This window comes from Ensifer sp. NM-2, from assembly GCF_003024455.1.
Classification (GTDB): domain Bacteria; phylum Pseudomonadota; class Alphaproteobacteria; order Rhizobiales; family Rhizobiaceae; genus Ensifer; species Ensifer canadensis.
On sequence record NZ_PVZR01000001.1, the window covers coordinates 346,136 to 365,860 of the forward strand.

Annotated in this window: 17 protein-coding genes; 7 read left to right on the forward strand and 10 right to left on the reverse strand. The window is 63.0% G+C overall.

Annotated features, from left to right (window positions below; all coding sequences use genetic code 11):
• Positions 1-25 precede the first annotated feature (25 nt).
• The 3 genes from C6558_RS01780 to trmB all read left to right on the forward strand — a co-directional run bounded on the left by C6558_RS01780 (position 26) and on the right by trmB (position 2,676).
• On the forward strand, positions 26-442 hold the full coding sequence (locus C6558_RS01780; RefSeq protein ID WP_025425712.1) for a helix-turn-helix domain-containing protein: 417 nt from the start codon (positions 26-28) through the stop codon (positions 440-442).
• A 197-nt stretch (positions 443-639) separates the two neighbouring features.
• A complete protein-coding gene (metK, locus tag C6558_RS01785; RefSeq protein WP_025425713.1) occupies positions 640-1,878 on the forward strand; it encodes a methionine adenosyltransferase in 1,239 nt (412 codons plus the stop codon).
• 99 nt (positions 1,879-1,977) lie between these two features.
• Complete coding sequence (gene trmB, locus C6558_RS01790) at positions 1,978-2,676, forward strand: tRNA (guanosine(46)-N7)-methyltransferase TrmB (protein WP_025425714.1); 699 nt, start codon at positions 1,978-1,980, stop codon at positions 2,674-2,676.
• A 120-nt stretch (positions 2,677-2,796) separates the two neighbouring features.
• Here trmB and C6558_RS01795 read toward each other — a convergent pair whose 3' ends face one another.
• Positions 2,797-3,054 (reverse strand): DUF1150 family protein, encoded by a 258-nt coding sequence (locus C6558_RS01795; RefSeq protein WP_025425715.1) that lies wholly within the window; start codon positions 3,052-3,054, stop codon positions 2,797-2,799.
• A 47-nt stretch (positions 3,055-3,101) separates the two neighbouring features.
• Positions 3,102-3,533 carry an Hsp20 family protein gene (locus tag C6558_RS01800; protein ID WP_025425716.1) on the reverse strand — a complete coding sequence of 144 codons (432 nt, stop codon included), beginning with the start codon at positions 3,531-3,533 and terminating at the stop codon, positions 3,102-3,104.
• Between the two features lie 158 nt (positions 3,534-3,691).
• On the opposite strand from C6558_RS01800, the gene C6558_RS01805 reads away from it, so the two are divergent.
• A complete protein-coding gene (locus tag C6558_RS01805) occupies positions 3,692-4,636 on the forward strand; it encodes a nucleoside hydrolase (RefSeq protein WP_051509148.1) in 945 nt (314 codons plus the stop codon).
• 74 nt (positions 4,637-4,710) lie between these two features.
• On the opposite strand, the gene C6558_RS01810 is transcribed toward C6558_RS01805, so the two are convergent.
• The 3 genes from C6558_RS01810 to C6558_RS01820 form a co-directional block, all read right to left on the reverse strand.
• A complete protein-coding gene (locus tag C6558_RS01810; RefSeq protein ID WP_057212509.1) occupies positions 4,711-7,122 on the reverse strand; it encodes a methyl-accepting chemotaxis protein in 2,412 nt (803 codons plus the stop codon).
• 486 nt (positions 7,123-7,608) lie between these two features.
• Entirely contained in the window at positions 7,609-8,508 is a 900-nt protein-coding gene (locus C6558_RS01815; protein WP_025425719.1) for a ribokinase, read from the reverse strand.
• Between the two features lie 52 nt (positions 8,509-8,560).
• Positions 8,561-9,751, reverse strand: coding sequence for a DNA recombination protein RmuC (locus C6558_RS01820; protein ID WP_025425720.1), 1,191 nt, complete (start codon positions 9,749-9,751; stop codon positions 8,561-8,563).
• 151 nt (positions 9,752-9,902) lie between these two features.
• On the opposite strand from C6558_RS01820, the gene def reads away from it, so the two are divergent.
• From def to truA, 3 genes are all read left to right on the forward strand, one after another.
• Positions 9,903-10,427, forward strand: coding sequence for a peptide deformylase (gene def, locus C6558_RS01825; protein ID WP_025425721.1), 525 nt, complete (start codon positions 9,903-9,905; stop codon positions 10,425-10,427).
• A 104-nt stretch (positions 10,428-10,531) separates the two neighbouring features.
• A complete protein-coding gene (gene fmt, locus C6558_RS01830) occupies positions 10,532-11,467 on the forward strand; it encodes a methionyl-tRNA formyltransferase (RefSeq protein ID WP_025425722.1) in 936 nt (311 codons plus the stop codon).
• Complete coding sequence (gene truA, locus C6558_RS01835; protein WP_025425723.1) at positions 11,467-12,210, forward strand: tRNA pseudouridine(38-40) synthase TruA; 744 nt, start codon at positions 11,467-11,469, stop codon at positions 12,208-12,210. The genes fmt and truA overlap by 1 nt, the downstream gene beginning before the upstream one ends.
• A 38-nt stretch (positions 12,211-12,248) precedes the next feature.
• On the opposite strand, the gene C6558_RS01840 is transcribed toward truA, so the two are convergent.
• The 5 genes from C6558_RS01840 to C6558_RS01860 all read right to left on the reverse strand — a co-directional run bounded on the left by C6558_RS01840 (position 12,249) and on the right by C6558_RS01860 (position 19,651).
• Positions 12,249-12,845 (reverse strand): hypothetical protein, encoded by a 597-nt coding sequence (locus C6558_RS01840; protein ID WP_025425724.1) that lies wholly within the window; start codon positions 12,843-12,845, stop codon positions 12,249-12,251.
• Positions 12,832-14,025 (reverse strand): succinyl-diaminopimelate desuccinylase, encoded by a 1,194-nt coding sequence (gene dapE, locus C6558_RS01845; RefSeq protein ID WP_025425725.1) that lies wholly within the window; start codon positions 14,023-14,025, stop codon positions 12,832-12,834. The genes C6558_RS01840 and dapE overlap by 14 nt, the downstream gene beginning before the upstream one ends.
• 185 nt (positions 14,026-14,210) lie before the next feature.
• Positions 14,211-17,396, reverse strand: coding sequence for an efflux RND transporter permease subunit (locus C6558_RS01850; protein WP_025425726.1), 3,186 nt, complete (start codon positions 17,394-17,396; stop codon positions 14,211-14,213).
• 140 nt (positions 17,397-17,536) lie between these two features.
• Positions 17,537-18,742: an efflux RND transporter periplasmic adaptor subunit gene (locus C6558_RS01855; protein WP_025425727.1), complete on the reverse strand. Its 1,206-nt coding sequence runs from the start codon at positions 18,740-18,742 to the stop codon at positions 17,537-17,539.
• A gap of 84 nt (positions 18,743-18,826) precedes the next feature.
• Entirely contained in the window at positions 18,827-19,651 is an 825-nt protein-coding gene (locus C6558_RS01860; RefSeq protein WP_025425728.1) for an alpha/beta hydrolase, read from the reverse strand.
• Positions 19,652-19,725 lie beyond the last annotated feature (74 nt).

Genomic DNA, 19,725 nt, shown 5'->3' on the forward strand with positions numbered 1-19,725 from the left:
AAACAGCGTGTTTAGGAACGCAGATATGATGGAAAATAAAAAGAAGCCGAACCCGATCGACATTCACGTCGGTAGCCGGATTCGCCTTCGCCGCACGATGCTTGGCATGAGCCAGGAAAAACTGGGCGAAAGCCTGGGGATCACCTTTCAGCAGATCCAGAAGTACGAAAAAGGCACGAACCGCGTTGGTGCCAGCCGGTTGCAGAACATTTCCAGCATCCTGAACGTCCCCGTTTCCTTCTTCTTCGAAGACGCTCCCGGTGAAAACACCAGCGCTTCCGGCTTGGCCGAAGCCTCCAGCTCGAACTACGTTGTCGACTTCCTCTCTTCCTCGGAAGGCCTTCAGCTCAATCGCGCGTTCGTCAAGATCAACGATCCCAAGGTGCGTCGCAAGCTTGTCGACCTCGTCAAGGCTCTGGCTGCGGAAGCAGAAAGCGAATAGTCCCGAAACCCATCGGGATTGGAAAACAAAGCGGCCATTTGTGCCGCTTTTTTCTTGTCCGCCGTTTCCCTCTGATATCGGAAGTGATTGGCTCCGATGTCGATATAAAGATATATTTATGTCGTTGTTCGCTTGTTTTTCGGTCGCAAAACCACTAACACGATGCCAGCGCTTATCTTCTTGAGGGGAATTCCCGCATGCGTGCAAACTACCTGTTCACGAGTGAATCCGTAGCCGAAGGCCACCCGGACAAAGTATGTGACCGTATCTCCGACGAGATCGTCGATCTGGTCTACCGCGAAGCTGCCAAGACCGGTGTCGATCCCTGGGGCGTACGCATTGCCTGCGAAACGCTGGCAACGACGAACCGCGTTGTGATCGCCGGCGAAGTCCGCCTGCCGCCGAGCCTTCTGAAGAAGGACAAGAACGGCAACGACGTCATCAACCCCTCGAAGTTCAAGTCTGCCGCACGTAAGGCGATCCGCGACATCGGCTACGAGCAGGACGGCTTCCACTGGAAAACGGCCAAGATCGACGTGCTCCTGCACTTCCAGTCCGCACACATTGCCCAGGGCGTCGACAGCGCGTCCGACAAGCAGGGTGAAGAGGGTGCTGGCGACCAGGGCATCATGTTCGGTTACGCCTGCCGCGAGACCTCGGAACTGATGCCGGCGCCGCTCTATTATTCGCACCGCATCCTGCATCTGCTCGCAGCCGCCCGCAAGAAGGGCGACGGCGAAGTCGCCAAGCTCGGCCCGGATGCCAAGAGCCAGGTCACCGTTCGCTACATCGACGGCAAGCCGGCGGAAGTCGTCTCGATCGTTCTGTCCACCCAGCATCTCGATGAGAGCTGGGATTCGACCAAGGTTCGTGCGGTCGTCGAACCCTATATCCGCGAAGCGCTTGACGATCTGAAGATCGCCAGCGATTGCACCTGGTACATCAACCCGACCGGAAAGTTCGTCATCGGCGGCCCGGATGGGGATGCCGGCCTGACGGGTCGCAAAATCATCGTCGATACCTATGGCGGCGCAGCTCCGCATGGCGGCGGCGCCTTCTCGGGCAAGGACACGACCAAGGTCGACCGTTCGGCTGCCTATGCAGCCCGCTACCTCGCCAAGAACGTCGTTGCTGCCGGCCTCTCCGATCGTTGCACGATCCAACTTTCCTACGCCATCGGCGTTGCCCAGCCGCTCTCGGTCTATGTCGACCTGCACGGCACTGGCAAGGTCTCCGAGGACCAGGTGGAAAGCGCGATCCGCAAGACGATGGACTTGTCGCCGACCGGCATTCGCCGTCATCTCGACCTCAACAAGCCGATCTACGCCAAGACCGCTGCCTATGGCCACTTTGGTCGCAAGGCCGGCCGTGACGGCTCGTTCTCCTGGGAGAAGCTTGATCTGGTCAAGCCGCTCAAGGAAGCCATCGGGGCTTGACGCTTCGACATTTGCCGGACACAGAACGTCCGGCCGCTAAAGATAAAGGCGGATGCCCCCGAAAGGGGTGTCCGCCTTGCTCGTTGAAGGAAGATTGTCATGACTGAACCGCGCCGCAGCCGCGCCACGGAAGCCTTCTTCGGACGCCGCAAGGGCAAGCCCTTGCGCGAGCGCCAGGCGGCACATCTCGAAACCATTCTACCGAAGCTGAAGCTCGATCTCGGCACTGCCGCGCCGCAGGACATGAAGTCGCTCTTTCCCGAGCCGGTCGATCGCGTCCGTATGGAAATTGGTTTTGGCGGCGGCGAGCATCTGATCCACCGCGCGGCCGAGACCCCCTCGACCGGTTTCATCGGCGTCGAACCCTTCGTCAATTCGATGGCGAAGCTGATCGGGCAGATCGAGGAGAAGGGTGTCTCCAACATTCGTCTCTACAATGACGACGCCACGCAGGTGCTCGATTGGATGCCGGACGCCTGCGTCGACCAGGTTGACCTGCTCTATCCTGACCCCTGGCCGAAGCGCAAGCATTGGAAGCGTCGTTTCGTCTCCAGCGTCAATCTCGACCGCTTCGCACGGGTGCTGAAGCCCGGCGGCCTCTTCTGCTTCGCATCCGATATCGACACCTACGTCAACTGGACGCTGCTGCATTGCCGCGACCATGCCGCCTTCGAATGGACGGCCGAACAGGCATCGGATTGGTTGACGCCGTTTGAGGGCTGGCCGAGCACGCGCTACGAGGCCAAGGCGCGCAGGGAAGGGCGGAGTTCCGCCTATCTTACCTTCCGTCGCGTTTAAGCGGCGGTCTACGCACAGCATATTAAGGACACTCGAAGCGTTGCAGCAGCTTCTGTTGCGCGCCAGATTTGACGCGCAGCGCCTTGACGTTCCAGCGGCGAGCTTCGCCGCAGCTGACGATCAATGCAGGCTGACGGTCTTCAGATCGTCTTCTGCAGCCTTGTAGAAGGTGCTGGAGCGGTTGTCGGTCAAAAGGATCGGCGTGCCGTCCGCACCGAACAGGGCCCACAGATCGATGCCCGGTCCCATTTCAGGCGCTTCCGGGAAGCAGCGGGAAACCTCTTCCGAACGCATCTTTCTGATATAGCCGACTTCGCCCTCTCCCAGATGTGCGAGGTCGTTTTTTGACAATGACGAGGTGATGGCTTTCAGTCCCATGGTGGTACTCCGTGGTCGCCGGCCAGGGGAAAATCCCGCCGATTATCCTACTCTGGGACTGAAATGTTAATTTTCTTTACCATACGCACCGGTTCCGGACGAACGAGATCGACCGAGAGCAGGCCGTTGCGCAATTCCGCGCCAAGCACCTTCATGCCGTCGGCAAGCACGAATGTGCGTTGGAACTGCCGGGCGGCAATGCCGCGGTGCAGGTAATCGCGATCGCCGGTGTCGATCTGACGGCCGCGAATGACGAGCTGGTTTTCCTCGGTCGTGACGTCGAGATCTTCTTCGGAAAAGCCGGCGACGGCGAGCGTGATGCGCAATCGCTCTGGCGCATCGACCGAATCGTCGCCGCGGATGCGCTCGATATTGTAGGGCGGGTAGCCGTCATTTCCCTTGGCGATACGCTCAAGGGTCTTTTCCATTGTGTCGAAACCCAGCAGGAGTGGGCTCGTGAAAGGCGTAATTCTGCTCATTCCCAAGTCCTTGTAAGATCAAGCGACCATTCTGCGGACCTGCCAAGCAGCATCCCCTTCCAATATGGTAGCTGTGCGCAATGAGCGCAAGCCGCTTGCCTCCGGCGTGCACGCAAATCATAGTCCGCAGCGCGAGAATCCGAAGGAGGAACACAAGCGTGCCTGTGCCGAGAAAAATAATCATAGACACTGATCCCGGGCAGGACGATGCCGCCGCCATCATGCTCGCTTTCGGCAGTCCGGAAGAAATCGATATCCTGGGGATCACGACGGTCGCCGGCAACGTTCCTCTGGCCATGACCGCGCGCAATGCCCGCATCATCTGCGAACTGTGCGACAGGACCAAAGTCAAGGTCTTCGCCGGCGCCGACCGGCCGATCGCCCGTCCGCTCGTCACTGCCGAGCATGTGCACGGCAAGACCGGTCTCGACGGACCTGTTCTCGACGAGCCGAAGATGGCGCTTCAGGCCCAGCATGGCGTCGACTTCATCATCGACACGTTGCGCGCTGAAGCACCTGGCACGGTCACGCTCTGCACGCTCGGTCCGCTGACCAACGTCGCGCTTGCCCTTCAGAAGGCGCCGGACATTGCACCGCGGGTGCGCGAACTGGTGATGATGGGCGGCGGCTTCTTTGAGGGTGGCAACATCACGCCGGCGGCCGAATTCAACATCTATGTCGATCCGGAAGCGGCCGACATCGTCTTCCGTTCGGGTATTCCGATCGTGATGATGCCGCTCGACGTCACCCACCGGGTGCTGACGCACAAGGCGCGCGTGGCGAAGATCCGTGAGATCGGCAGCGCACCGGCGATCGCCATGGCGGAAATGCTGGAATTCTTCGAGCGGTTCGACATCGAAAAGTACGGCACCGACGGCGGCCCGCTGCATGATCCGACCGTCATCGCCTACCTCCTGCGGCCGGAGCTTTTCACCGGTCGTGACTGCAATGTCGAGATCGAAGTTCAGTCGCCGCTGACATCAGGCATGACCGTGGTCGACTGGTGGCAGGTCACGGGCCGCACGCACAATGCCAAGGTCATGCGTCATATCGACGATCAGGGTTTCTTCGACCTGTTGACAGAGCGGCTGGCGCGCATCTGATCGCCGCGAGCCAAAACCACAAAAGAAAACGCCGCCCCGAGAGGCGCCGTTTTTTTGCTTTATCGATTACTGGATCAGAACTCTTCCCAATTGTCCTGTGCCAACGCGTTGGCGCCGGACGTCTGTGTCAGGACGCGTTGGGTCGATGGCGTATAGCCGGCGCGCGCGGCACTCGGTGCCGGACGGGTGTCGCGGGCATAGGGAGGAGCCGGTGCGGGTGCCGGGCGTTCGGCCGAGCGCATGCGCTCGGCCGTACCGCGCAACATCTCCGTCGAGTTCGGCTGGGCTGCCGTCGTTCCCGAGCGCTGAGCGACGCGGAAGCGGGCGACCAGCGTGCTCAGCGAGCGTGCTTCCTCGTTGAGCGCCATGCCGGCGGCAGTGGTTTCTTCGACCATCGCGGCGTTCTGCTGGGTCACCTGGTCCATCTGGTTGACGGCCGAGTTGATCTCCTTGAGGCCGACGGCCTGTTCGGAAGCCGAACTCGAGATCTGGCGGATGAGGCCGTTGATCTGCACCACCTGTTCGGCGATCTTTTCGAGCGCGCCGCCGGCGCGACCGACGAGGTCGACGCCTTCGCGCACCTGGCCCGCCGAGGTGTTGATCAGCGTCTTGATCTCCTTGGCAGCGTTTGCCGAGCGTTGGGCAAGCTCGCGGACTTCCTGGGCGACGACGGCGAAGCCCTTGCCGGCGTCACCGGCGCGCGCGGCTTCGACGCCGGCGTTGAGCGCCAGCAGGTTGGTCTGGAAGGCGATCTCGTCGATGACGCCGATGATGCGGCTGACCTCGTGCGACGACTGCTCGATGCCCTTCATCGCGGCAATCGCCTTCTGCACCACTTCGCCGGACTGTCCGGCATCGCTGCTGGCCACGTCCACCGACTTGGCGGCGACCTTGGCGTTCTCGGCGCTGGCGTTGACCTGCGAGGTCAGCTCGTCGAGAGCTGCCGCCGTCTCTTCCAGGCTTGCCGCCTGCTGTTCGGTGCGGTGCGACAGATCGTTGGCGGCGCTGCTGATCTCGCTGGTGCCGTTGCCGATGTTGACGATGGAGTGGTTGACGGTGCGGATCGTCTCTTCGAGGCTGTCCATTGTCGCGTTGAAGTCGCGCTTCAGCTGGGCATATTCACCGGGGAATTCGTCGGTGATGCGGAAGGCGAGATCGCCGGAGGAGAGGTGCGAAAGACCCTTGCCGAGGCGGGCGACGATGTCGCGCTGGAGGGCGCTGGATTCGGCCCGCTCGGTCTCGGAACGGCTACGCTCGTGTTCCGCCTGCTCGCGCTCGTGGCGGGCTTCGCCTTCGAGCCGCTTGGTGTCGGCCAGCTGGTGGCGGAAGCCTTCGAGCGCCTTTGCCACCTGGCCCGTCTCGTCGGAGCGGTCCTGGCCGGTGATCGAATTGCCGTAGTCGCCGTTGCTGAGGTTGCGGACGTCCCTGACGAGGCCTGCAAGCGGCTGCTGGACAAAACCACGGACTGCGAAGTAAAGGCCGAGCAGCACCGCGCCGAGAACGACCAGGCCCCCGATGATCATCATGTAGGTCTGGTCGCGGACCGGCGCGTTGATCGCCGTGCGCGGCACGTCGACGAGCACGATCCAGCTGGTGTTCACACCCGAAACGGCGAAGGGGTAGACAACGCGGTCGAAGGGCTCGTTGCCGTCGTAGGACAGGTTCTTGACGACGCCCGAAGTTCCCGAAGCCAGTGCCTTCTTGACGACCTCGTTGCCTTCGCCGTCATAATCCTTGAGCAAAAGCTCCGGGATCGGCGCGACCAGCCACTTGCCGGTCTGGGACAGCAGGTAGACGCGGCCGGTTTCGAACGGCTTCAGCTTGGAGAGGCCGTCCGCCAGCGAAGCGAGCGAGATGTCGACGCCAGAAACGCCGATCAGCTTGCCGTTGGACGTGACCGGATAGGCGATCGAGCTCATCGCAGTCGGGACATCGGTGTCCTGCGCGGTATAGGGCGGGGTGATTGCGCCCTTGCCGCTCTTTGCCGCAAGGCTGTACCATTCCGCCGCGTAGTCCGCGCGGAAGGTCGAGAACTGGATCTCGTTTTCGCGGTTTTTCGACCAGTAGGGCGCAAAGATGCCTTCCTCGTTGGCACCCAGCTCCTTGTTGTTGGCCACGTCCTCCTTGCGGCCGTCAAAGGCCTTGGGCTCTTCGGCAAACCAGCTGCCGAAGGCGAATGGGTTCTGTTCGAGATTGGCCCTGAGGATGTTGATTACACCGGCGCGTTCCATCGATTTTTCCGCGTGGCTGCGGCCAAGGATGCCGGCCATCGAGCGCGAAGCGCTTGCCAGTTCGCCGATGCCGCCGGCGATATCAGAAGCGATGGCTTTCGCTTCGCCGGTTGCCTGGTCGAGCACCAGCGTTTCGACGCGCTCCTGTGTCTGGGAGATGAGAACGAAGTTCGAGGCGAGCAACACGAGCGCGATCGTGCCGCCTGTCACCGCGATCAGCTTGGTCGCCAGCGATTTGGCTTGGAACTTGAACATGAAATCCTCACGTGCTGGGAGGTCCGCAGGAGACAACCTGCGGCGAACGCATTTCACAATGTGGGTGAAACTCCATCATGGAGCGCCAGATGCCGACCGGCATTAAGGAGGCTGCCCATTCCTTGGGGAACCGGCTTTCTCATGGTCTTGAATAGCCGAGCAAATCTTAAGATTGGGCCAACGCAACGGCCAATTCATGCGCCGCTCATGGAGAATTTCCGCGCAAAGTTTTACCTCCGCGACAAAGACTGTCCGGATTGCGCAAAGGCTGTCGAAGAGTGATTTTCAGGGTCGTTGCCCGCTGAAAGGGCGCTTTCGGCACAGCAGGAACGGAAAGCCTCGCCGTTCAAACCAGGTCGCGCGACGGGCGTCAAAGTCTGCCCGGAAAAGTGTGCAGCTATTTGCGATAACGACATCGGCAAAAGCGAGAGCTTTGAAGTGCGGCAATCGAACGATCGCAACGCACTTCAAGATCGGATCAGGCCCTTAGATGCGCGGCTCGACTTCCGAGGCAAGCGGGATCGAGGGCTGGGCGCCGCGCTTCAGGCAGGCGAGTGAACCCGCCACCGCGGCGCGTCGGAGCGCGTCGGGAAATGCGAGCTTCTCGTCGAGGCTTGCAGCCAGGTAACCGCAGAACGTATCGCCGGCACCGACGGTATCGACCGGGTCGATCTTTAGGCCGCGGGCGCGATGGACCTCGCCTTCGTGCACGGCGATGACGCCTTCCGCGCCCAGCGTGACGATGACTGTGTGGCCGGTTTCGGCGTGCAGCTTTCTCATTGCCTCTTCGCGTTCGTGACCTTCGATCCCGGTCTTGCCGGCCAAAAGTTCGAACTCCGTCTCGTTGGCGATGACGATATCGGCCAGCCGGCCGAGGCGGGCCGCTTCCGGGGTCAGGGGCGCGATATTGATGACGGAGCGAATGCCCTTGCGCCGGGCTTCCGAGAGCGCCTTTTCCACCGACGCTGCCGGTATCTCCAGCTGCAGCATCAGGGTGTCGCCGGCGTTCAGGCCACCAACGGCGGCAACTGCATCGGCTTCGTTGACCGTTGCGTTGGCGCTGGCAACGACGACAATGACATTCTCGCCTTCACCGCCGACGAGGATATGGGCCGTGCCCGTCGGCTCCTCGACGGTTTTGGTCAAGGACAGGTCGGCGCCGGCCTCCCGCAGCAATTCGAGCGCGCCGTCGGCAAAGCTGTCCGAGCCGACGGCGCCGGCCATGTGAACGATGGCGCCGGCACGCCGTGCGGCCAGCGCCTGATTGGCGCCCTTGCCACCGGCGGCAGTCGAAAAGCCCGAGCCGGCAACGGTTTCGCCCGGCTTCGGCAGACGCGCGGTCGTGGCGATCAGGTCCATATTGATGGACCCAAAAACAGTGATCATGTGAAGATGTCCCGTCGAATTGCTGATTTTGGCCGGAGAGTGCCCGAGACCGTCAGTCCTCGTCAACCACCCTGAGGCGCAATTGCCCGACGCGATTGTCGACGGCATGGCGCGGTTCTTCCGGTCGTGCCGCACCTTCCGCCTCAAGTTCCAGCGCTTCGATCTTGGCGCCGCGGCGGGAAAGCTTGCCCGAGGAGATGAGGATCTCTTCGACATCCTTCTGGCTCATGGCGAAGTGACCCTGCAGCTTGCGGACCCGTTCGTCGAGGCGCGTCAAGTCCTCCATCAGCCGCCCCACTTCCCCCTGGATGAGATGCGCCTGCTCGCGCATGCGGGCGTCACGGAGGATCGACTGGATCACCTGGATCGACAGGAGCAGCAGCGACGGCGAGACGATGACGATCCGCTGGCGATGCGCCTTCTGGACGATCGCTTCGAAATGCTCGTGGATTTCAGCGAAGATCGATTCCGAGGGAACGAAGAGGAAAGCCGTCTCCTGCGTCTCGCCGGGGATCAGGTACTTGCTGGCGATATCGCGGACATGCACCTCCATGTCGCGGCGGAACAGTTGCACCATCTGTTGCCGGCGCTCAGGCGTTGCAGCGTCCCGCATGCCGTTCCAGGCCTCCAGCGGAAACTTCGCGTCAATCACCAGCGGCGGTTGGTCGTTCGGCATGCGGATGGTGCAGTCCGGCCGGGCGCCGTTGGAAAGCGTCGTCTGGAAGGCAAAGGCGCCCATCGGCAGGCCGTCGGCGACGATCGTTTCCATACGCGACTGGCCGAAGGCGCCGCGTGTCTGCTTGTTCGAAAGGATGGCCTGCAGCCCGGCCATGTCCTTGGCCAGCGACTGGATGTTGTTCTGGGCGGTGTCGATCACTGCCAGGCGCTCCTGCAATCGCCGCAGGTTTTCGTGCGTCGCCTTGGTCTGCTCGCTGATCGAGGCGCCGATCCGGTGCGTCATGCCATCGATCCGCTGGCTCAGCGTCTGGTTCAGTTCCGCCTGGCGGCTGCCGAACACGTCGGCCATTGCCGCGATGCGGCCCTGCATTTCCGTCTGCGCTGCCAGCAGCATGGCCATCTGCTCGTGACGCTCGTCGTCGCCCGCCCGCCGCCGCCGCGAAACGGTCATCAGCACGAAGCCAATCGCCAGCACGGCCAGAACCATGCAGAGATGGGCGACAGTGACCGGCACGGTGCCGATGAGAAAAACAGGCTGGTCAAACGAAATTGGCGCAGGTTCCATGCGGCAAGCCTAACAGATTCTTTTTTGAAGACCAGATCAAAACGAGAACATTTACCCGGCGCGGTTAACGGGAGACGACATTGCCGCGATGCCCGTAGCGTGCGCGCCAATTTTCTTGCACCCGGATGGAAAGATCGGTTATGGGAGCGATATGACGATCAAGCCGCTTATCATCCTTCCCGATCCTGTTCTGCGTCAGGTCTCGACCCCGATCGAAACCATCGATGCCGACATCCGTCGCCTGGCCGACGATATGCTCGAGACGATGTATGACGCCCCGGGTATCGGGCTCGCCGCCATCCAGATCGGCGTGGCGAAACGCATGCTGGTTCTCGACGTCTCCAAGGAAGGCGACGAGAAGACCCCGCACGTTTTCATCAATCCCGAAATCGTCGCTTCGTCCGACGCGTTCTCGGTCTATGAAGAAGGCTGCCTCTCCATTCCGGATTATTATGCCGAGGTGGAGCGTCCGGCGGAGGTCACCGTCAAGCACCTCGACCGTGACGGCAAGGAACAGATCGTCAAGGCCGACGGCCTGCTGGCGACCTGCCTGCAGCATGAGATCGATCACTTGAACGGCGTGCTGTTCATTGACCACATCTCCAAGCTCAAGCGGGACATGGTGATCCGCAGGTTCACCAAGGCTGCAAAGACCCGCGGCGCCAAGGCGATCTGATCCCGAGGAAAGCGCCCGCAGGGCGCTTTGTCGTTGAGGGGCTTGATTTGAGGCGCGTAAACCCGTTTGAAGGGGCCTGATTTCAAACGGTCGGAGTATCCGCCTTGTCGCTTCGCATCATCTTCATGGGAACGCCGGAATTTTCCGTACCGACGCTTGCCGCACTCGCAGGGGCAGGTCACGAGATCGTTGCCGTCTATACCCAGCCGCCGCGGCCCGGCGGACGGCGCGGGCTCGACCTGCAGAAGTCGCCGGTGCACCAGGCGGCCGAGCTGCTCGGCGTTCCCGTGCTCACGCCCGTCAACTTCAAGGACGAAGCCGATCGCCAGACCTTCCGTGATTTCAATGCTGACGTTGCCGTTGTCGTCGCCTATGGCCTGCTGTTGCCGGAAGCGATCCTGACCGGAACGCGGCTCGGCTGCTATAATGGCCATGCCTCGCTCTTGCCGCGCTGGCGTGGTGCGGCTCCCATCCAGCGTGCCATCATGGCCGGCGACCATGAGACCGGCATGATGGTGATGAAGATGGACAAGGGGTTGGACACAGGCCCGGTCGCGCTCACCAAGGCGGTGCAGATCGGCGAGACGATGACGGCGGGCGAGCTGCATGACCGGCTGATGCAGGTCGGCGCTAACCTGATGAAGGAAGCGATCGGCAAGCTTGAGGCCGATGACCTGCCACTGACCGAGCAGGCGGGCGAGGGCGTCGTCTACGCCGCCAAGATCAGCAAGGCCGAGACTCGCATCGATTTTGCGAGGACCGCGCGCGAAGTGCACGACCATATTCGCGGCCTGTCGCCTTTTCCCGGCGCCTGGTTTGAGCTCGAGATCGCCGGCAAGCCGGAGCGCATCAAGGTTTTGAACTCCGAGCGCGTGACGGCGGCAGGAACCGCCGGAACGGTGCTCGACGACACTCTCACCATTGCCTGCAGCGACGGTGCCGTGCGGCCGACGCGGCTGCAGCGGGCAGGCGGCAAGGCTCTCAGTGTTGCCGATTTCCTGCGCGGTACGCCCATCGCCGCCGGCACGAGGGTCGGCTGATGCCGCGCTTTCGACTGATCGTCGAATATGACGGCTCCAACTATGTCGGCTGGCAGCGCCAGGACAACGGCGCTTCCGTCCAGGGCGCGATCGAAAAAGCGATCCTGTCCTTGACCGGCGAAACCGTCTCGATCCGCGGTGCCGGGCGGACCGATTCCGGCGTTCATGCCGTCGGGCAGGTGGCGCATGCGGACCTGACGCGCGAGTGGAAACCTCACACGCTGCGCAATGCGCTGAACGCGCATCTGGGCATGGCCGGCGAGGGCGTCTCGATCCTCGACGCCCAGGAAGTCACAGACGCCTTCGACGCACGGTTTTCGGCGCTGCGCCGGCATTATCTCTACCGCATCATCTGCCGTCCGTCGCGGCTGGCGCTGGAGGCGAAGCGTGCCTGGTGGGTGACGAAGCCGCTCGATCACGAGGCGATGCATGAAGGCGCGCAACGGCTCGTCGGCCACCACGACTTCACCACCTTCCGCTCCGTCCATTGCCAGGCGACAAGCCCGATGCGCACGCTCGACCGGCTGGATGTCTCTCGCACCGGCAATCTGATCGAAATTCGCGCCACGGCGCAGAGCTTCCTGCACAATCAGATCCGTTCCTTCGCCGGCTCGCTGAAGCTGGTTGGCGAAGGCAAATGGACGCCGGACGAGCTGCAGGCGGCACTCGAAGCGCGCGACCGCAAGGCCTGCGGTCCGGTGGCGCCGCCCGACGGGCTTTATTTCATGCAGGTCGATTACTGAGGAAGGTAACGTCGCGCGCAGATGGCGCGTGACGTCTGTCAGGTCGGGATAAGGCCGAAGAACTGCTGCAGCAATTCGCCCATCATCATCGACGGCAGCAGGAAAAGCGCCGTCAGCGCCGTGGCCAGCAAGGTCTGGTTTCCGGTAATGATGCGCAGCAGCCGGAAGAGTATGCCGATGCTGACGAAGAGCAGCACCAGCCAGATCAGGCTCGTCAGCCCTTCGCTGCCGGGAATGACGAGGCGGATCGCCGCCGGCACCGCCATCGCATAGGACAGCGGCACGGAAAGCCAGTTGGTGGTGACGACGATCGGCACCACGGCGGCGGCAAAGCCGAGTGGGCGCGCCAGGACGAAGACCAGCACCAGCGGCAGCAGCCAGCTGGCGAGATCGACAACCAGAAGCTTGAAGACGAAGCCGAAGCCGACAGTGGTTCCTGTTGGCATTGCAGAGAGATAATAAAGCCGCCAGGATGCCCAGGTGACGGCAATGGCCGGCAGGCACCAGAGCATCGCTGTAAACGAACGCCACAATCCGCTCTCGCTGAAATCGAGCCAGCGGAAGCCTTCGCCATTGCCCTGGATCAGCAGCCAGAGGCCCTTGATATAGGAAAGAACCTCCTCAAGCAGCGGCATGGCCGAACCAGCTGAAGATGAAGGTTTCGTAGATTTCCGTCAGCGTTTCGAGATCGGCGACGGCGACACGCTCGTCCACCATATGCATGGTCTGGCCGACAAGCCCGAATTCGACGACGGGGCAATAGTCCTTGATGAACCGCGCATCCGAGGTGCCGCCGGTGGTCGAAAGTTTCGGCTGCTGGCCGGTGACCGCTTCGATAGCGCCTGACAGCGAATCGATCAGCGCATTGTTGCGCGTCAGGAAAACGTGGCTCGGCCGTTCGTTCCAGGTGATCTCGTAACGGACCGGGTCGCGGCCTGCCCGCAGAGCGCCGTCCGTTGCCGCGCGGTCGAGGCGGGCGATGATCTCCGCCATCAGGCTCTCGGCGGTCCAGGTGTCGTTGAAGCGGATATTGAAGGCAGCAGCCGCCTTCGCAGGGATGACGTTGACGGCGCCATTGCCGACGTCGATGGTCGTCACTTCCAGGTTCGACGGCTGGAAGTTTTCCGTGCCGTTGTCGAAGGGCGGGTCCATCAGTGCCTGGGTCAGTTGCAGGATGCCGCGCACCGGATTGTCCGCCAGGTGCGGATAGGCCGCGTGGCCCTGGACGCCGTTGACGGTGATCCGGCCGGAAAGCGAGCCACGGCGGCCGATCTTGATCATGTCGCCGAGACGGTCTGGATTGGTCGGTTCGCCGACAAGGCAGGCGTCCCAACGCTCGCCCTTGGCGGCAGCCCAGCCGAGAAGTTTCGTCGTGCCGTTGATCGCAGGGCCTTCCTCGTCGCCGGTGATGAGGAACGAAACCGAGCCCTTGGGGACCCCATGCTTTTCGATGTGGCGGGCGACGGCTGCGACGAAGCAGGCAATGCCGCCCTTCATGTCGACCGCGCCGCGGCCATACATTTCGCCGCCGGCGATATCGGCGGAAAACGGACCGTGGGTCCACGCGCCGTCGTCGCCGACCGGCACCACGTCGGTATGGCCGGCAAACATCAGATGCGGGCCGTCGCTGCCGAGCCGGGCATAGAGGTTCTCGATATCGGGCGTACCCGCGTCTTTGGCCGTGACCCGGTCGACGGCAAAGCCGAGCGGCTTGAGCATGGCTTCAAGCGCTGAGTGCGCGCCGCCTTCGGCAGGGGTAACGGAGGGGCAACGGATGAGGGTGGCGAGATTGGCGATCGGATCGGTCGAGGTCATGTAGCGATATGCCGTCTGCGTGGCGCTGGGGCCAATGGGATTGAGGGTGCTGGTTTATCCGATCGTTGCGCGGCTGTCACGCAGGATGGGTGTGCAGCCGACGGCTGAGGCTATCCGTCTGTCTTCAACGTAAGCGGGCCGGATCAGATCCGGCCCGCTCAAAGCGCATATGCGGCAAGATTACCTCATTCTCCGGGCGCGAGATGAGGTGCTTCGATATGCGCTCCGGCGTGCTTCAGAGGCCGCTCGCCCGAGAGCTTGCGGATCAGCACGTAGAACACCGGCGTCATGAAGATGCCGAAGGCGGTGACGCCGATCATGCCGGAAAAGACCGCGACCCCCATGGCCGAGCGCATTTCGGCGCCGGCGCCGGTGGAGATCACCAGGGGCACGACACCCATGATGAAGGCCATCGAGGTCATCAGGATCGGCCGCAGGCGCAGCCGGCTCGCTTCGATCGCCGCCTGGACGGCGGTGCTGCCTGATAGTTCCAGTTCGCGGGCGAACTCGACGATCAGGATCGCGTTCTTGGCGGAAAGCCCGACAAGCACGATCAGGCCGATCTGCGTGAAGACGTTGTTGTCGCCTCCGGTCAGCCAGACGCCGGCAAGGGCGGCCATGATGCCCATCGGCACGATCAGGATAATCGCGATCGGCAGGGTCAGGCTTTCATACTGGGCGGCCAGCACGAGATAGACCAAGAGCAGCGCCAGCGGGAAGACGAGCATGCCCGAATTGCCGGCAAGAATCTGCTGATAGGTCAAATCCGTCCACTCGAATGCGATACCGGGCGGCAGCGTTTCCGCGGCGATCTTCTCGATCGCGGCCTGAGCCTGGCCCGAGGAGAAGCCCGGCGCCGGGCCGCCGTTGATGTCGGCCGACAGGAAGCCGTTGTAGCGGATCGCCCGCTCGGCGCCGACCGTCTGCTCGACCTTCAACAGTGCCGACAGCGGGATCATCTCGCCCGATTGCGAACGCACCTTCAGCTTGCCGATGTCGTCGGCGTGGCTGCGGTAGTTTGCATCGGCCTGGACGCGCACGCTGTAGGTGCGGCCGAAGGCGTTGAAGTCGTTGACGTAGAGCGAGCCCAGATAGATCTGCAGCGTCTCGAACACATCGGTCACTTCGACGCCGAGCTGGCGCGCCTTGACGCGGTCGAGGTCGGCGTAGAGCTGCGGCACGTTGATCTGGAAGCTCGAGTAGATGCCAGCCAGCTCCGGCGTCTGGTAGGCCTTGGCAATGAAGGCCTTGGTCGCCTCGTCGAGTGCCTGGTAGCCGAGGCCGTTCTTGTCCTCGATCTGCAGCTTGAAGCCGCCGGTGGTGCCCAGCCCCTGGACGGGCGGCGGCGGGAACATGGCGATGAAGGCATCCTGGATCGCGCCGAATTCCTGGTTCAGCTGCATGGCGATCGCCCCGCCCGAAAGCTCGGGCGTCGTGCGCTCCTCGAACGGCTTCAGCGCCACGAAGACGATGCCGGAGTTCGACGAGTTGGTGAAGCCGTTGATCGACAGGCCGGGGAAGGCGATGGCATTTTCGACGCCGGGATGCTTGAGCGCGATATCACTCATGCGGCGGATGACGTCTTCCGAGCGGTCGAGCGTCGCTGCGTCAGGCAACTGTGCAAAGCCGATCAGATACTGCTTGTCCTGGGCGGGCACGAAGCCGCCGGGAACGGCGCGGAACAGCACGAAGGTGACGCCGAGCAGCAGGACATAGACGCCCATGATCAGCGACTTGCGCGACAGGATCCTGCCGACGCCGCGGCCATAGGCTTCCGAGCTGCGACCGAAGAAGCGGTTGAAGCCGCGGAAGAACCAGCCGAACACCTTGTCCATGGCACGGGTCAGCCAATCCTTCGGCGCATGGTGATTGCGCAGGAGGAGGGCGGCGAGCGCCGGGGAAAGCGTCAGCGAGTTGATGGCGGAGATCACCGTCGAGATGGCGATCGTCAGTGCGAACTGGCGGTAGAACTGCCCGGTCAGGCCGGTGATGAACGCAAGCGGCACGAACACGGCGACGAGCACCAGCGCAATGGCGATGATCGGTCCGGAAACCTCCTGCATCGCACGGTAGGTCGCCTGTACCGGCGACAGACCCTGCTCTATGTTACGTTCGACGTTTTCGACCACGACGATGGCGTCGTCGACGACGATGCCGATCGCCAGCACCAGGCCGAACAGGCTGAGCGCGTTGATCGAGAAGCCGAAGACGTACATCACCGCGAAGGTGCCGACGATCGAGACGGGCACCGCCACGAGCGGGATGATCGAGGCGCGCCAGGTCTGCAGGAAGACGATGACGACGATGACGACCAGCGCGATCGCTTCAAGCAGGGTGTGGATGACCGACTCGATCGAGGCACGCACGAACTGGGTGGTGTCGTAGACGATCTCGTAGTCGACGCCGTCGGGCATGGTCAGCTTCAGCTCGGCCATGGCCTTGTGAACGTTTTCCGAGATCTGGATCGCGTTTGAGCCCGGCGCCTGGAAGACGCCCATGCCGACGGCGGCCTTGTTGTCGAGCAGCGAGCGCAGCGAATAGTCGGCAGCGCCCATTTCGACGCGTGCGACGTCGCCAAGCCGCGTGACCTCGCCGCCGGCGCCCGACTTGACGACGATGTCGGCAAAGTCCTCAGGCGTCTGCAGGCGGCCTTGCGCGTTGACGGAAAGCTGCAGGTCGAGGCCGGGAACCGACGGCGAGGCGCCGATGACGCCGGCGGCGGCCTGAACGTTCTGCGCGCGGATGGCGTTGGCCACGTCGCTTGCCGCAAGACCGCGTTCGGCAGCCTTCTGCGGGTCGATCCAGATGCGCATCGAATAGTCGCCGCCGCCGAAGATCTGTACCTGGCCGACGCCGTCGATGCGGGCGAGCCGATCCTTGACGTTGAGCACGCCGTAATTGCGCAGATAGTTGATGTCGTACTGGCCGTTGGGCGACAACAGGTGCACGACGAGCGTCAGGTCCGGCGAGCTCTTGACGGTCGTGACGCCGAGACGGCGCACTTCCTCGGGCAGGCGCGGCTCGGCCTGCGCGACGCGGTTCTGTATCAGCTGCTGGGCCTGGTCCGGGTCGGTGCCGAGTTCGAAGGTGACGGTCAGCGTCATCAGACCGTCCGCCGTCGCCTGGCTCTGCATGTAGAGCATGCCCTCGACGCCGTTGATCTGTTCTTCGAGCGGCGTTGCCACCGTCTCGGCGATAACAGCCGGGTTGGCGCCGGGATACTGCGCCCGCACGACGATCTGCGGCGGCACGACTTCGGGATATTCGGAGATCGGCAGGCCGGTCATGCCGAGCAGGCCGCCCACGAAGATCAGGACCGAAAGAACGCCCGCGAAGACCGGGCGGTCGACGAAGAAGCGTGAGAAGTTCATTGACGTATCCCCCTTGGGACGAGTTCAGGCAAATCTCCGGCTGTCGCGGCAAGAACACTCGCCACGCGCCGGGATCTGCTAAGTGATGTCTGGGCGGCCAATCCCGCCTCGGCGACAGCCGAAGCGGGTGCCGTCATGTCCTACTTGGTTGCGATCGACGCCGTCGTTTCTTCGACCTGCTGCGGTGCCACGAGCACACCCGGGCGTACCCGCTGCAGGCCGTTGACGACGATGTTCTCGCCGGTCTTCAGGCCGCTTTCGACGATGCGCAGCCCGTCGGAACTCGGGCCAAGCTTCACCTGGCGGTACTCGACCTTGTTGTCGGAGCCGACGACGAACACGAATTTCTTGTCCTGGTCGGAGCCGATGGCGCGATCGCTGATCACGAGCTTTTCTTCGGGCTCCGGTTCGCCGATGCGGATGCGCACGAACTGGCCGGGGATCAGCCGCCCGTCGGCATTTTCAAGCGCGGCGCGGACGCGGATCGTGCCGGTCGCCGCATCCACCTCGTTGTTGATGAGCTGGATATGGCCGGAGATCGGCGTGCCTTCGTCGGCAGCGGTGCCGATCTGCACCGGGATGCGCTCGATGGCGTTGCCGCCGGCCGAGGCCTGGAGCCGGGCGAGTGCAGTGGTGACCACTTCTTCGCTGGCGCTGAAGCTTGCGTAGATCGGGTCGACCGAGACCAGCGTCGTCAGCACCGGCGAAGCGGAGCCGGCGGCGACGAGGTTGCCGGCGGTCACTTCCAGCCGGCCGACGCGGCCGGAGATCGGTGCCTTGACTTCGGTGTATTCCAGGTCGAGTTCGGCCGTGCGCAACGCGGCCTTGGCGGAGCGCACGCTCGCCTGCGCCTCGTCGAAGGCGCTGAGGCGCTGGTCGACGCCGCTCTGTGGGATGGCGCTCGTGGTCACGAGCTTGCGTCCGCGGTCGAGTTCCGTCCTGGCGAGCGCCACCCGCGCCTCGGCTGCTGCGACCTCGGCTGCAGCCCGGTCGACGGCTGCCGCATAGGGCTCGGGATCGATGGTGAGCAAAAGGTCGCCCTTTTTCACCAGTGCACCCTCGCGGAAGTGGGCTTGGAGAATGGCGCCGCCGACACGGGGGCGAATCTCGACGCGTTCGATCGCTTCCAGCCGCCCGGAAAAATCTTCCCAGGTGGTGATGCGGCGCGACTGCGCCTTGGCCACCGAAACCGGCACGGCCGGTGGAAGCGCGGCTGCCGTTTCGGTTGCGGCATCCGCCTCGAAGTGCTGCGGCAGGCCAAGAAGAACCGCGGCACCGCCGGCGGCGGACAATAGGATGCTCAGGCCGGCGCCCCAGAGGGCCCGGCGGGTCACTGTCGATTTCATTTTTCTCTCCTTGCCGGTTGGGAGCCGGCGTTTTTGCTGCTGTCGTCAGCGAAAGGGAAAGGCCGGCGGCCCTGTCGTCCTTGGCTAACGCATCGTCATTTCAGCCGGCTTCGCCCCCGCCTGCTGGAAGAAGCGGGAAAAGATGCCGGTAATCGTTTCTTCCTGGGATGCCCAGGTTTCAGCGTTCACGGTATTTTCCGGTATCCACCCGGCGCGGCCGGGAAGAATATGGGACTGAACGCTCACGCCCGCCTGGCGAAGACGGTCTGCATAGGCAGCAGTCTCGTCGCGCATCGGGCATTCCTCGCTGGTCAGGATGAGCGAGGGAACAAGGCCGGCGAGCCGCGTACAGTGCGCCGGAGCGGCATAGGGATGCGTGAATCCACCGCATTCGCCCAGATACCGTTGCCAGCCTTCGGCGATCGATTGCACCGAACCCTCGGGACAGTATTTGCGAAACGATGCGGTCGCCAGGCACGGATCCAGCATCGGCGACAGGAGGATCTGCCCCTTGAGGTCGGTGAGGAACTGGTCGCGAGCCATCAGCGCCACGCCGGCTGCCACGTTGCCGCCCGCCTCCTCGCCGGCGATGAACAGCAACGATTTTTTATGCGCGAACTGCGGGCAACGCGCACGCATCGAAGAAAGCATGGAATAGGTGACGTCGAGTGCGGCCGGGAACGGATTGAGGCAGGCCGACGCATATTCCGGCGAGATGACGATGGCACCGGCCGCCGCAAGCGCCTTGGCGACGCGTTCGCCGGCTGCGATCGAGCTGCCGACGAAGGAGCCGCCATGCAGGTGCAGCACCACGGGCGGCGGGTTGAGCAGCGTTTCGCCACTATAGACACGTGCCGGGCACGAACCTTTGCCCGTCTGCATCGTCTCTACCGTAAAGCGTTCACCCATCTCTCTTGCCTTTGCCACGGGGTCATCCCACATGAGGCGACAACCCGCCATGATGGGAGAATAACATTGTCTTC